Below are 13350 nucleotides of genomic sequence, written 5' to 3' on the forward strand. Positions count from 1 at the left end.
GATTGGTCGCATTATGTTACATAAAAATACGCTTCTTTTCGCAGCATTATCCGCTGCTCTTTGGGGTAGTGCAACACAGGCAGCAAATGCTGCTGTGGTGGCCTCGCTCAAGCCGCTGGGATTTATTGCTTCGGCCATTGCGGACGGGGTAACAGACACTGAAGTTTTGCTGCCTGACGGGGCTTCCGAACACGACTATTCACTGCGTCCATCAGACGTAAAACGCTTACAGGGCGCGGACTTAGTCGTTTGGATTGGACCTGAGATGGAAGCGTTTATGGAAAAGTCAGTCAAGAATATTCCTAACGCGAAACAGGTAACGATTGCGCAGCTCAATGACGTGAAACCGTTACTCATGAAAGGTGCTGACGACGACGATGACGATCATGGACACAATGATGCTGGCAGTGAAAAAAGTGACGAGCATCACCATCACGGCGATTACAACATGCATCTTTGGCTTTCCCCAGAGATAGCGCGGGCCTCAGCGGTTGCAATCCATGAAAAATTAGTGGAACTTATGCCGCAAAGTCGAGCCAAACTTGACGCCAACCTGAAGGATTTTGAGGCACAATTAGCCGCAACCGATAAGCAGGTAGGTAACGAGCTCGCACCGCTCAAGGGAAAAGGTTATTTCGTTTTTCATGACGCCTATGGCTACTACGAAAAACACTACGGACTAACACCGCTTGGTCACTTTACCGTGAACCCTGAGATTCAACCTGGTGCGCAGCGTTTACATGAAATAAGAACACAGTTGGTTGAGCAAAAAGCAACCTGCGTTTTTGCTGAGCCACAGTTCAGGCCAGCGGTCGTTGAAGCCGTCGCGAGAGGGACATCCGTTCGAATGGGAACGTTGGATCCGCTCGGTACGAATATCAAACTGGGTAAAACAAGCTATTCAGCGTTTTTGAACCAATTAGCCAACCAGTATGCGAGCTGCCTGAAAGGAGATTAATGAGGAAGTGAATACGTGCAACAGATAGCCCGCTCTGTCGCTCTGGCATTTAATAATCTGCCGCGACCCCATCGTGTTATGCTGGGGTCGCTTACCGTACTGACATTGGCCGTCGCCGTCTGGCGGCCTTATGTTTACCATCCCGATTCTGCACCCATCGTTAAAACTATCGAGCTGGAAAAAAGCGAGATTCGTTCACTGTTGCCTGAGGCAAGCGAACCTATTGATCAGGCTGCACAAGAAGACGAAGCCATTCCACAGGATGAACTGGATGACAAAACGTCTGGTGAAGCCGGTGTGCATGAGTATGTCGTCTCCACAGGCGATACGCTGAGCAGTATTCTGAATCAGTACGGCATCGATATGGGCGATATCAGTCAACTCGCTGCTTCCGATAAAGAGCTGCGTAATCTGAAAATTGGTCAGCAGCTTTCATGGACCTTAAGCGCGGAAGGTGACCTGCAGCGTCTGACCTGGGAAGTATCCCGCCGTGAAACCCGTACTTACGATCGCACTGCGACGGGTTTCAAAATGAGCAGCGAAATGCAGCAGGGCGATTGGGTTAACAGTCGTATCAAAGGCACGGTGGGCGGAAGCTTCGTCGCCAGCGCCAAAGATGCCGGGCTGACCAGCTCTGAAATCAGCGCAGTGATTAAGGCCATGCAGTGGCAGATGGATTTCCGCAAACTGAAAAAAGGCGATGAGTTCTCGGTGCTGATGTCTCGCGAAATGCTGGACGGCAAGCGCGAGCAAAGCCAACTGCTGGGCGTGCGTTTACGTTCTGAAGGCAAAGACTATTATGCCATCCGTGCTGCAGACGGTAAGTTCTATGACCGTAACGGTACCGGGCTGGCGAAAGGCTTCATGCGTTTCCCGACGGCGAAACAGTTCCGTATTTCCTCGAACTTTAACCCGCGTCGCCTGAATCCGGTGACTGGACGCGTAGCGCCGCACAAAGGTGTCGACTTTGCGATGCCACAGGGGACGCCGGTACTGTCGGTGGGCGATGGTGAAGTGGTTGTAGCGAAGCGTAGCGGCGCTGCCGGATACTATGTTGCGGTTCGTCATGGTCGCACCTACACCACGCGTTATATGCACCTGCGTAAGCTGTTGGTGAAACCAGGTCAAAAAGTGAAACGTGGCGATCGTATCGCGCTGTCAGGTAACACCGGACGTTCAACGGGGCCGCATCTGCACTATGAAGTATGGGTTAACCAGCAGGCCGTGAACCCTTTGACGGCGAAACTGCCGCGTACAGAGGGTCTGACCGGCTCGGATCGCACCGATTACCTGGCGCAGGTGAAAGAGGTTATGCCTCAGCTACGTTTTGATTAATTAGCACACTGACAAAGCCGGTACGCTATGCGTGCCGGCTTTTTTATTTTGTACGGCGCACGGTGCGCCGCTACACTATCAGCAGATTTACTTTTCGCGGCACCAGACACTGGAAGAGCATGGAAACGAAAAAAAAGAATATTGAGTATATCCCTGAGTTTCACAAATCATTTCGCCATCCGCGCTACTGGGGCGCCTGGCTGGGGGTGGCGGCGATAGCTGGGATTGCGTTAACACCTGCGTCATTTCGTGATCCTATTCTGGCAAAACTCGGACGGCTCGCCGGAAGACTGGGAAAAAGCTCCCGTCGCAGAGCATTGATCAATTTATCCCTCTGCTTTCCTGAACGTAGCGAAGCTGAGCGTGAAGCCATTGTTGATGATATGTATGCAACTGCGCCTCAGGCGATGGTCATGATGGCTGAATTAGCAATACGTGGCCCGGAGAAGATTCAAAACCGTGTTGACTGGCAAGGCCTGGAAATCATCGAAGAGATGCGGCGCAACGATGAAAAAGTTATTTTTCTCGTTCCACATGGCTGGGGTGTAGATATCCCGGCGATGCTGATGGCGTCCCAGGGACAGAAAATGGCGGCGATGTTCCACAATCAGGGGAACCCGGTATTCGATTACGTCTGGAACACGGTACGCCGTCGCTTTGGTGGTCGTTTGCATGCGCGTAATGATGGCATCAAACCGTTTATTCAGTCTGTCCGTCAGGGATATTGGGGATACTACCTGCCGGATCAGGACCATGGGCCTGAACACAGCGAGTTTGTCGATTTTTTTGCTACCTATAAAGCAACGTTACCGGCGATTGGACGTCTGATGAAAGTCTGCCACGCGCGCGTGGTACCGCTGTTCCCCGTATACGATGGGAGAACGCACCGCCTGACGATCCATGTTCGTCCACCGATGGATGACATCCTGACGGCGGATGACCACACCATTGCCAGACGGATGAACGAAGAGGTGGAGATTTTTGTCACGCCTCATGTCGAACAATACACCTGGATTCTGAAACTGCTTAAGACACGTAAACCCGGCGAGATTGAGCCCTATAAGCGCAAAGATCTCTATCCGAAGAAATAAAAAAAAGCCTCTCAAACGAGAGGCTTTTTTACATTTAAGCGACTTATTCTACGGTCAGGATACGCGTGGTATTGGTTGAGCCAATGGTGCTCATCACATCGCCCTGGGTCACGATCACCAGGTCACCAGAAACCAGGTAGCCTTTATCGCGCAGCAGGTTCACCGCTTCATTGGCGGCAACGACGCCGTCAGTTTCGCTGTCGAAGTGAACCGGGGTGACACCGCGGTACAGGGAGGTCAGATTCAGCGTACGCTCATGACGGGACATCGCGAAAATCGGCAGACCGGAACTGATACGAGAAGTCATCAGCGCAGTGCGACCGGACTCCGTCATTGCGATGATAGCGGTGACCCCTTTCAGGTGGTTAGCAGCGTACATCGCTGACATCGCAATCGCTTCTTCAACGTTATCAAACTGCACGTCAAGGCGGTGTTTAGAGACGTTGATGCTCGGGATCTTTTCAGCGCCGAGACAGACGCGCGCCATTGCCGCGACGGTTTCCGCCGGGTACTGACCTGCTGCTGTTTCTGCAGAGAGCATCACGGCATCGGTGCCGTCGAGGACGGCGTTAGCCACATCCATCACTTCCGCACGAGTCGGCATTGGGTTGGTAATCATCGACTCCATCATCTGCGTAGCGGTGATGACCGCACGGTTCAGCTGGCGCGCGCGACGAATCAACGCTTTCTGAATACCTACCAGCTCAGGGTCACCGATTTCAACACCCAGGTCGCCACGGGCTACCATCACTACGTCAGAAGCCAGGATGATGTCATCCATCGCATTCTGGTCGCAGACGGCTTCTGCACGTTCTACTTTGGCGACAATTTTCGCATCGCAACCGGCATCACGCGCCAGACGGCGGGCATAATTCAGATCTTCGCCGCAGCGCGGGAAGGAGACAGCCAGATAGTCAACGCTGATTTGCGCTGCGGTAATGATGTCGGCTTTGTCTTTTTCGGTCAGGGCTTCAGCAGAGAGACCGCCGCCCAGTTTGTTGATGCCCTTGTTATTGGATAGCGGGCCACCGACGGTGACTTCGGTGAAGACTTTCATGCCCTGAACTTCCAGCACCTTAAGCTGTACGCGACCGTCGTCGAGCAGCAGGATATCGCCAGGCACGACGTCAGCAGGCAGCCCTTTATAATCAATACCGACTTTTTCTTTGTCGCCTTCGCCTTTGCCGAGGTTGGCGTCTAACAGGAACTTGTCGCCAACGTTAAGAAATACTTTACCTTCTTTAAAGGTGGATACGCGGATTTTAGGTCCCTGCAGGTCACCCAAAATAGCTACATGACGTCCCAGTTTTGCGGCAATTTCACGGACTTTATCTGCCCGCAGTTTGTGATCTTCTGGAGAGCCGTGGGAAAAGTTCATACGTACGACGTTCGCACCCGCGGCGATAATCTTCTCAAGGTTGTTATCGCGGTCAGTTGCCGGGCCTAACGTGGTAACGATTTTGGTTCTGCGAAGCCTTCTGGACATGTAATACTCCGTTGACTGAAACAACTTGGTGTTGCGTGAACATTGATCCGGCCGTTCTCAAACATTAACGGTAAATGAACAACCCGGATGATAAAAGGGTAGAACATTGTTATTGCTTTTAGCGGTCATCACTCTTGATGAGTAATTCTTTATCAAAACGCGATTCCTTGAGCGCTTCCTTGACACGCTTCAAGTTATCTCTAAATTTTGCCCCTCGGCGCAAAGTAAATCCTGTAGCCAGCACATCTATCACGGTCAGTTGAGCAAGTCGAGAGACCATGGGCATATAAATGTCAGTATCTTCCGGTACATCGAGGGTAATTGCCAGCGTGGCTTCCCGCGCCAGTGGTGTACCGGGAGAGGTGAGGGCGATAACCATGGCATCGTTTTCCCGCGCTAACTGCGCCAGTTCAACCAGACTTTTGGTTCTTCCGGTATGAGAAATAAGCACAATGACGTCGTCGTCGCTACAATTCATACAACTCATGCGTTGCAGAACAATATCGTCGGAATAAATTACCGGCACGTTAAAGCGGAAAAATTTATTCATCGCGTCATGCGCTACCGCGGCGGAAGAACCTAAACCAAAGAAGGCAATTTTCTTCGCCTGGGTTAATAAATCTACCGCCCGGTTTACCGCCGCGTTATCCAGCGACTGGCGAACGTGGTCGAGGCTTGCCATCGCTGACTCGAAGATTTTCCCCGTGTAAGATTCTACGCTGTCATCCTCATCCACATTGCGATTAACATAAGGGGTGCCATTTGCCAGACTTTGCGCCAGATGCAGTTTAAAATCAGGAAAGCCGCGGGTGTCCATGCTGCGACAGAAACGGTTCACCGTTGGCTCGCTGACATTCGCTTCTACAGCAAGTGCGGCGATGCTTGAATGGATTGCCCGCTCGGGAGAGGCAAGAATAATGTCGGCGACTTTACGCTCTGACTTGCTCAAATGTTCCAGTTTTAACTGGATTTTTTCCAGCATATTCATGATGTAGGTAGACTCATGGGTCATGGGCAAAAACGATTTCAGCGATACGGGGAAACCGATACACAATTTAGTGTATAGATATTACCCCTGCTAATGCAGCAACGGGGCAAAATGGACAGAATAGTTGTTGTTTTTTTTCATTACATGATCGGAGTCGGATTTTCATACTTCGTCATGGGTACGAAAAATACGACTTTTTTATCCATTTTGATGGGTTATACGCCAATAAAGCGGCTGTTCGCGGTAACAGCACGGCTGGATAAGCGTTTACGGTTTCCGGATTCACGTAAAAGCAGTACAGTGCACTGTAATAAAATTACAACCAGTGTCTGGCAAAAGCACCAGGCACTTAATTGAGGAGAATGACATGGCGGTAACGCAAACAGCCCAGGCATGTGACCTGGTCATTTTCGGTGCGAAGGGCGACCTGGCGCGACGGAAATTGCTGCCTTCCCTGTATCAACTGGAAAAGGCCGGCCAGATTAACCCGGAAACCCGTATCATTGGGGTTGGGCGTGCCGACTGGGACAAAGCAGCTTATACCAAGGTTGTGCGCGAAGCGCTCGAAACCTTCATGAAAGAAAAAATCGATGAAGGTTTATGGGAGACCCTCAGCGGTCGTCTGGAGTTTTGTAATCTGGACGTCAATGATACCGCCGCATTTAGCCGTCTGGGTGAAATGCTGGATCAGAAATCACGTACCACTATTAACTATTTCGCGATGCCGCCAAGCACTTTTGGCGCAATCTGCAAAGGTTTGGGTGAAGCAAAGCTGAATGCTAAGCCTGCCCGCGTGGTGATGGAAAAACCGTTAGGAACGTCACTGGCAACATCGCGCGAAATCAACGATCAGGTCGGCGAGTATTTCGAAGAGTGCCAGGTTTACCGCATCGACCACTATCTCGGCAAAGAGACGGTACTGAACCTGTTGGCACTGCGTTTTGCCAACTCCCTGTTTGTGAACAACTGGGATAACCGCACTATCGATCACGTAGAAATTACCGTGGCGGAAGAAGTGGGCATTGAAGGGCGCTGGGGCTACTTTGACCAGGCCGGTCAGATGCGCGACATGATCCAGAACCACCTGCTGCAAATCCTATGCATGATCGCGATGTCTCCACCGTCCGATCTGAGCGCTGACAGCATCCGTGATGAAAAAGTGAAGGTACTGAAATCACTGCGTCGCATCGATCGTTCGAACGTGCGAGAAAAAACGGTTCGCGGTCAGTACACCGCCGGTTTTGCCCAGGGCAAAAAAGTTCCGGGATACCTGGAAGAAGAAGGTGCGAACAAGAGCAGCAATACGGAAACGTTTGTGGCAATCCGTGTGGATATCGATAACTGGCGCTGGGCGGGTGTTCCATTCTACCTGCGTACCGGTAAACGTTTACCGACCAAGTGCTCTGAAGTCGTGGTTTACTTCAAAACGCCTGAGCTGAACCTGTTCAGAGAATCCTGGCAGGACCTGCCACAGAACAAGCTGACCATCCGTTTGCAGCCTGATGAGGGTGTCGATATCCAGGTCCTGAATAAAGTGCCGGGCCTGGATCACAAGCATAACCTGCAAATTACCAAACTTGATCTGAGCTACTCCGAAACCTTCAATCAAACACATCTGGCCGACGCTTATGAGCGTCTGCTGCTTGAAACGATGCGCGGCATTCAGGCGCTGTTTGTGCGTCGAGATGAAGTTGAAGAAGCATGGAAGTGGGTCGACTCTATTACCGAAGCCTGGGCAATGGACAACGACGCACCGAAGCCTTATCAGGCCGGGACCTGGGGACCGGTTGCCTCTGTGGCCATGATTACCCGTGATGGTCGTTCCTGGAACGAATTCGAGTAAAATATCATCTAGCCCATAGGTGTTATTTTACCGGTAACATGATCTAACACAGATTGTAGAATAATTTTTGCACTTTTAAGCCTCGCGTGGATTCACCCGCGGGGCTTTTTTTATTACACTGCCTGAAACGATTTTGCCCCTGAGCTACGGATAACAAGCGATTCAGCTGTTTTTAACCCAACTGAAACACATTGTTTTTCCAACGCTCTGACAGATAAATTTTAGGAGCCTCTATGAATCCGAATTTGTTACGCGTAACACAGCGTATCGTCGAACGTTCTCGCGACACACGTTCCGCCTACCTTGCCCGTATTGAACAAGCGAAATCGACTACCGTTCATCGTTCACAACTGGCGTGCGGTAATCTGGCGCATGGTTTTGCTGCCTGCCAGCCGGATGACAAGGCTTCGCTGAAAAGCATGCTGCGTAACAATATCGCGATCATTACCTCCTATAACGACATGCTTTCCGCGCATCAGCCGTACGAACATTACCCGGACATCATTCGTAAAGCGCTGCATGAAGCCAATGCGGTAGGCCAGGTCGCTGGCGGTGTTCCTGCGATGTGCGACGGTGTGACCCAGGGACAGGATGGGATGGAGCTTTCGCTGTTGAGTCGCGAAGTGATTGCTATGTCGGCTGCTGTGGGACTCTCACACAATATGTTCGACGGCGCGTTATTCCTTGGCGTGTGCGACAAAATTGTCCCGGGTCTGGTGATGGCGGCACTGTCATTTGGTCATCTGCCTTCGATCTTTATTCCCTCCGGCCCGATGGCTAGTGGTCTGGCGAACAAAGAAAAAGTGCGTATCCGTCAGCTGTATGCTGAAGGTAAAGTCGATCGTATGGCGCTGCTTGAATCCGAAGCTGCGTCTTATCACGCACCGGGTACCTGTACGTTCTATGGCACGGCAAACACCAACCAGATGGTAGTGGAGTTTATGGGGATGCAACTGCCTGGATCCTCATTCGTGCACCCGGATGCGCCGCTGCGCGAAGCGTTGACCGCCGCTGCGGCTCGTCAGGTAACGCGTCTGACCGGCAACGGCAATGAATGGATGCCGATCGGTAAAATGATCGATGAAAAAGTAGTGGTCAACGGTATTGTCGCGCTGCTGGCGACCGGGGGCTCCACTAACCATACAATGCACCTGGTCGCAATGGCGCGCGCGGCCGGTATTCTGATTAACTGGGACGACTTCTCCGATCTGTCCGATATCGTGCCGCTGATGGCGCGTCTGTACCCGAATGGTCCGGCAGACATTAACCACTTCCAGGCGGCGGGTGGCGTGCCGGTGTTAATGCGTGAACTGCTTAACGCGGGTCTGCTGCATGAAGATGTGAACACCGTTGCCGGGTTTGGTTTATCGCGCTACACCATGGAACCCTGGCTCAACGAGGGTGAGCTGGACTGGCGTGAAGGTGCGGCGAAGTCGCTGGACAACAACGTGATAGCCACCTTTGACCAGCCTTTCTCCCACCACGGTGGCACCAAAGTGCTGAGTGGAAACCTCGGCCGCGCAGTGATGAAAACGTCGGCGGTACCGGTAGAAAATCAGGTGATTGAAGCGCCCGCGGTTGTTTTCGAAAGTCAGCATGATGTATTACCTGCCTTCGATGCGGGACTGCTCGACCGTGATTGCGTAGTGGTTGTGCGCCATCAGGGACCAAAAGCAAACGGAATGCCAGAATTACATAAACTCATGCCGCCACTTGGTGTATTATTGGACCGTTGTTTCAAAATTGCGTTAGTTACCGATGGACGACTTTCAGGTGCTTCAGGTAAAGTGCCTTCAGCAATCCATGTAACTCCAGAAGCCTATGATGGCGGGCTGCTGGCAAAAGTACGCGATGGCGACATCATTCGTGTGAATGGACAGACAGGTGAATTGACGCTGCTGGTTGATGAAGAGGAACTTGCTTCTCGTCAGCCTCATATTCCTGACCTCAGCGCATCGCGCGTGGGCACAGGCCGTGAAATGTTCAGCGCGTTGCGTGAAAAGCTGTCCGGTGCGGAACAGGGCGCAACCTGTATCACTTTTTAAGACTTATTTTGTAATCAGGCGAGAGAAAACTCTGATGAAAAACTGGAAGACAAGTGCAGAAGCAATCCTGACCACTGGCCCGGTTGTACCGGTTATCGTGGTTAATAAACTGGAACACGCAGTGCCGATGGCAAAAGCGCTGGTTGCAGGCGGCGTGCGCGTTCTGGAAGTGACCCTACGTACCGCATGTGCGATGGATGCCATTCGCGCGATCGCAAAAGAAGTTCCGGACGCTATCGTTGGTGCAGGTACTGTACTGAATCCACAACAGCTGGCTGAAGTTACCGAAGCCGGTGCACAGTTTGCTATCAGTCCGGGTCTGACCGAGCCGTTGCTGAAAGCCGCAACGGAAGGCACTATTCCGCTGATCCCTGGTATCAGCACCGTATCTGAACTGATGCTGGGTATGGACTACGGTTTGAAAGAGTTCAAATTCTTCCCTGCTGAAGCAAATGGCGGTACTAAAGCGCTGCAGGCGATTGCGGGTCCGTTCTCACAGGTCCGTTTCTGCCCAACCGGTGGTATCTCTCCAGCGAATTACCGCGACTACCTGGCACTGAAAAGCGTGCTGTGCATCGGCGGTTCCTGGCTGGTTCCGGCAGATGCGCTGGAAGCAGGTGATTACGATCGCATTACCAAACTGGCTCGTGAGGCTGTTGAAGGCGCGAAGCAATAATTGAGCAAAATGCCCGGTAATCACTACCGGGCCTGCGAATCTGTAACGGGCCATTCGGCCCGTTTTTTTATCCAGTAACTTTCACCTGTGCGGCCGCGTCTTTCGCGCGTATCACCGCATCTTCAATGCTCTGTGCTGTGGCCAGCACAACGCCCAGACGACGGCTCCCGTCGATTTCCGGTTTGCCAAAGAACCTAACTTGCATACCCGCACCTACAGCGGCCTGCACGTTATCAAACGTGATATTCTGACTGGTAAGTTGCGGCAGAATAACAGCGGAAGCAGAAGGCCCATACTGGCGGATTTCGCCAACGGGCAGACCGAGAAATGCACGTACGTGCAGGGCAAACTCAGACAGATCCTGCGAAATTAAGGTCACCATACCCGTGTCGTGAGGGCGAGGGGAGACTTCGCTGAAAATCACCTCATCACCGCAGACAAACAGCTCCACACCAAACAGTCCGTGACCACCCAGCGCCAGAACCACCTTGCGGGCAATCTCCTGCGCGCGCGCCAGCGCCAGTTCACTCATCTGTTGCGGCTGCCAGGACTCGCGATAATCGCCATCTTCCTGTCGATGTCCAACCGGCGCGCAGAAATGCACGCCATCAACGGCGCTAACGGTTAGCAGGGTGATTTCAAAATCAAAATTCACTACGCCTTCGACGATAACGCGTCCGGCACCAGCCCGACCGCCCTGTTGAGCATAGTCCCAGGCTGCAGCGAGCTGATCGGCTGAACGGATAAAGCTTTGTCCTTTACCGGATGAACTCATTACCGGTTTCACGATGCAAGGGTAGCCGATTTCAGCGACGGCTTCGCGAAAGCGGACTTCACTGTCAGCAAAGCGGTAAGAAGAGGTCGGTAGAGACAATTCTTCGGCGGCGAGGCGACGGATTCCTTCCCGGTTCATGGTCAGTTGCGTTGCTCTTGCACATGGCACAACACGCTGGCCTTCCTGCTCCAGTTTTACCAGCATATCCGTGGCGATCGCCTCAATTTCCGGCACGATATAATGTGGTTTTTCACGCTCGACGAGCTGGCGTAATGCTTCGCCATCCAGCATGTTGATAACGTATGAGCGATGGGCAACGTGCATGGCTGGCGCGTCGGGGTAACGATCCACGGCAATGACTTCCACACCCAGGCGTTGACATTCAATTGCTACTTCTTTACCCAGTTCTCCCGAACCTAATAACATCACTCGCGTTGCTGCTGGACGCAGCGCTGTGCCTAATAACGTCATAAATTAATCCCCTGTTTTATCTGGGCGCAGTATATACGAAAACGTTTGCGTCTGTCTTTATTACCAGGTTGATTTCAGGGCTTAAAAAGAATATACTGTACATAAATACAGGTAATTTAAGAGGCTGCAAAATGGCGGTTGAAGTTAAATACGTAGTCATTCGGGAAGGTGAGGAAAAAATGTCGTTTACCAGCAAAAAGGAAGCCGATGCGTATGACAAAATGCTGGATACAGCAGATCTGCTCGACACATGGCTGGAGCAATCGCCGGTAGCGCTTGAAGACGAGCAGCGCGAAGCGCTTTCCCTGTGGCTGGCTGAGCAAAAAGATGTGCTGAGCGCCATTCTGAAAAATGGCAAGCTGCCTTCGCCGCAGGCTGTCGAAAACGATGCGCACGCTGGGGATGATACTCAGGCTGCCTGAAACGACTTGCGCTCCTGACGTTTTGTACCATGCTTTTCCCTGAATCATTGTGCAATCCCTGACGTTATTTCACGTTGCTACAGGCAATCTGAATGACGAAGGGGAGATTAAGGAGAAAAGAATGTATAAAAAAAGAACGTTATTGAGCCTGCTGCTGCTGTCTGCCAGCGTATCTGTATTTGCGGCAAATATGGAAAGCAAAAACGTCCAGTTCCCCAAGTGTGAGGGACTGGACGCTAACGGTATTGCGGCGAGCGTGAAACGTGATTATCAACAAAATCGCATCGCGCGCTGGGCTGACGATCAAAAGCGCGTCGGGCAAGCCGATCCTGTCGCCTGGGTAAACACGCCCGATATTACGGGCAAAGACGGGAAATGGTCAGTTCCCCTGACTGTTCGCGGTAAAAGTGCGGATATTCACTATCAGGTAAAAGTCGACTGCAAAGCCGGAACAGCGGAGTATCAGCCGCAGTAACGGAGGTATTTGCACATCTTTTGATGACCTGAACACTTCCTGACATCCCCTCGGGTACGCTTTGATGATTATTCGTCTGTACTTGAGGGGCAAAATGGCTAACTGGCTAAATCAACTACAATCTCTTCTTGGGCAAAAAGCTTCCTCCGCGTCATCTTCTGGCGAGCAAGGGCTGAGTAAACTTCTGGTTCCAGGCGCGTTAGGCGGTCTGGCAGGATTACTGGTTGCCAACAAATCTTCTCGTAAATTACTGAGTAAATACGGCACCAGCGCGCTTCTGGTGGGCGGCGGCGCGGTTGCCGGGACTGTGTTATGGAACAAGTACAAGGATAAAGTTCGCGCAGCGCATCAGGATGAGCCGCAGTTTGGCGCACAAAGCTCACCGCTGGATGAGCGAACCGAACGTCTGATTCTGGCGCTGGTTTTTGCGGCGAAAAGCGATGGCCATATTGATGCCAAAGAACGTAGCGCCATTGAGCAGCAGCTCCGTGAAGCGGGCGTGGAAGAGCAGGGCCGCATTCTGATTGAACGCGCCATCGAACAACCGTTAGACCCTCAACGACTGGCGCATGGGATCCGTAACGAAGAAGAAGCGCTAGAAATTTACTTCCTCAGTTGTGCGGCGATTGATATCGACCACTTTATGGAACGTAGTTATCTCAATGCGCTGGGCGATGCGTTGAAGATCCCGCAGGATGTTCGTGAAGGCATTGAACAGGATCTCAAGGAACAAAAACAGGCGTTACCGGGTTAATTACTTACCGCTAAGGCGCATGTTTCGCTTG

12 protein-coding genes are annotated in these 13350 nt (G+C 52.0%); 9 read left to right on the forward strand and 3 right to left on the reverse strand.

The window, feature by feature from the left end; translation table 11 throughout:
• The first annotated feature begins 13 nt into the window (after window positions 1-13).
• The 3 genes from znuA (at window position 14) to lpxM (ending at window position 3384) form a co-directional block, all read left to right on the forward strand.
• Window positions 14-958 (forward strand): zinc ABC transporter substrate-binding protein ZnuA, encoded by a 945-nt coding sequence (gene znuA / locus OGV85_RS16455; RefSeq protein WP_003844151.1) that lies wholly within the window; start codon window positions 14-16, stop codon window positions 956-958.
• Window positions 959-973: 15 nt separating this feature from the next.
• Window positions 974-2293: a murein DD-endopeptidase MepM gene (gene mepM, locus OGV85_RS16460; RefSeq protein ID WP_003034883.1), complete on the forward strand. Its 1320-nt coding sequence runs from the start codon at window positions 974-976 to the stop codon at window positions 2291-2293.
• Window positions 2294-2412: 119 nt separating this feature from the next.
• A complete protein-coding gene (lpxM, locus tag OGV85_RS16465; protein WP_003034887.1) occupies window positions 2413-3384 on the forward strand; it encodes a lauroyl-Kdo(2)-lipid IV(A) myristoyltransferase in 972 nt (323 codons plus the stop codon).
• Between the two features lie 43 nt (window positions 3385-3427).
• Here lpxM and pyk read toward each other — a convergent pair whose 3' ends face one another.
• Window positions 3428-4870 carry a pyruvate kinase gene (pyk, locus tag OGV85_RS16470; protein ID WP_003034890.1) on the reverse strand — a complete coding sequence of 481 codons (1443 nt, stop codon included), beginning with the start codon at window positions 4868-4870 and terminating at the stop codon, window positions 3428-3430.
• A gap of 118 nt (window positions 4871-4988) precedes the next feature.
• A complete protein-coding gene (locus OGV85_RS16475; protein ID WP_003034893.1) occupies window positions 4989-5858 on the reverse strand; it encodes a MurR/RpiR family transcriptional regulator in 870 nt (289 codons plus the stop codon).
• A 367-nt stretch (window positions 5859-6225) separates the two neighbouring features.
• On the opposite strand from OGV85_RS16475, the gene zwf reads away from it, so the two are divergent.
• The 3 genes from zwf to kdgA all read left to right on the forward strand — a co-directional run bounded on the left by zwf (window position 6226) and on the right by kdgA (window position 10422).
• Window positions 6226-7701, forward strand: a complete 1476-nt coding sequence (zwf, locus tag OGV85_RS16480; RefSeq protein WP_003034896.1) for a glucose-6-phosphate dehydrogenase — start codon at window positions 6226-6228, stop codon at window positions 7699-7701.
• A 233-nt stretch (window positions 7702-7934) separates the two neighbouring features.
• Entirely contained in the window at window positions 7935-9746 is a 1812-nt protein-coding gene (gene edd, locus OGV85_RS16485; protein WP_057064580.1) for a phosphogluconate dehydratase, read from the forward strand.
• Between the two features lie 34 nt (window positions 9747-9780).
• Window positions 9781-10422 carry a bifunctional 4-hydroxy-2-oxoglutarate aldolase/2-dehydro-3-deoxy-phosphogluconate aldolase gene (gene kdgA, locus OGV85_RS16490; protein ID WP_003034901.1) on the forward strand — a complete coding sequence of 214 codons (642 nt, stop codon included), beginning with the start codon at window positions 9781-9783 and terminating at the stop codon, window positions 10420-10422.
• Between the two features lie 67 nt (window positions 10423-10489).
• Here the strand turns inward: kdgA and purT are convergent, their stop codons facing one another.
• Entirely contained in the window at window positions 10490-11668 is a 1179-nt protein-coding gene (purT, locus tag OGV85_RS16495) for a formate-dependent phosphoribosylglycinamide formyltransferase (RefSeq protein WP_003034904.1), read from the reverse strand.
• Window positions 11669-11799: 131 nt separating this feature from the next.
• On the opposite strand from purT, the gene yebG reads away from it, so the two are divergent.
• From yebG to OGV85_RS16510, 3 genes are all read left to right on the forward strand, one after another.
• A complete protein-coding gene (yebG, locus tag OGV85_RS16500; RefSeq protein WP_003034906.1) occupies window positions 11800-12090 on the forward strand; it encodes a DNA damage-inducible protein YebG in 291 nt (96 codons plus the stop codon).
• Between the two features lie 121 nt (window positions 12091-12211).
• Window positions 12212-12565 (forward strand): protein YebF, encoded by a 354-nt coding sequence (gene yebF, locus OGV85_RS16505; protein WP_003034909.1) that lies wholly within the window; start codon window positions 12212-12214, stop codon window positions 12563-12565.
• A gap of 94 nt (window positions 12566-12659) precedes the next feature.
• Window positions 12660-13319, forward strand: coding sequence for a tellurite resistance TerB family protein (locus OGV85_RS16510; RefSeq protein ID WP_061548578.1), 660 nt, complete (start codon window positions 12660-12662; stop codon window positions 13317-13319).
• The last annotated feature ends 31 nt before the right edge of the window (window positions 13320-13350 follow it).

The organism is Citrobacter sp. Cf132 (assembly GCF_030333885.1).
GTDB lineage: Bacteria > Pseudomonadota > Gammaproteobacteria > Enterobacterales > Enterobacteriaceae > Citrobacter > Citrobacter freundii.

Coding starts and splice junctions, on each gene's coding strand:
- zwf (WP_003034896.1), top strand. CDS start 6,226: ATGGCGGTAACGCAAACAGCCCAGGCATGTGACCTGGTCATTTTCGGT.
- znuA (WP_003844151.1), top strand. CDS start 14: ATGTTACATAAAAATACGCTTCTTTTCGCAGCATTATCCGCTGCTCTT.
- OGV85_RS16475 (WP_003034893.1), bottom strand. CDS start 5,858: ATGAATATGCTGGAAAAAATCCAGTTAAAACTGGAACATTTGAGCAAG.
- yebF (WP_003034909.1), top strand. CDS start 12,212: ATGTATAAAAAAAGAACGTTATTGAGCCTGCTGCTGCTGTCTGCCAGC.
- purT (WP_003034904.1), bottom strand. CDS start 11,668: ATGACGTTATTAGGCACAGCGCTGCGTCCAGCAGCAACGCGAGTGATG.
- kdgA (WP_003034901.1), top strand. CDS start 9,781: ATGAAAAACTGGAAGACAAGTGCAGAAGCAATCCTGACCACTGGCCCG.
- yebG (WP_003034906.1), top strand. CDS start 11,800: ATGGCGGTTGAAGTTAAATACGTAGTCATTCGGGAAGGTGAGGAAAAA.
- pyk (WP_003034890.1), bottom strand. CDS start 4,870: ATGTCCAGAAGGCTTCGCAGAACCAAAATCGTTACCACGTTAGGCCCG.
- lpxM (WP_003034887.1), top strand. CDS start 2,413: ATGGAAACGAAAAAAAAGAATATTGAGTATATCCCTGAGTTTCACAAA.
- OGV85_RS16510 (WP_061548578.1), top strand. CDS start 12,660: ATGGCTAACTGGCTAAATCAACTACAATCTCTTCTTGGGCAAAAAGCT.
- edd (WP_057064580.1), top strand. CDS start 7,935: ATGAATCCGAATTTGTTACGCGTAACACAGCGTATCGTCGAACGTTCT.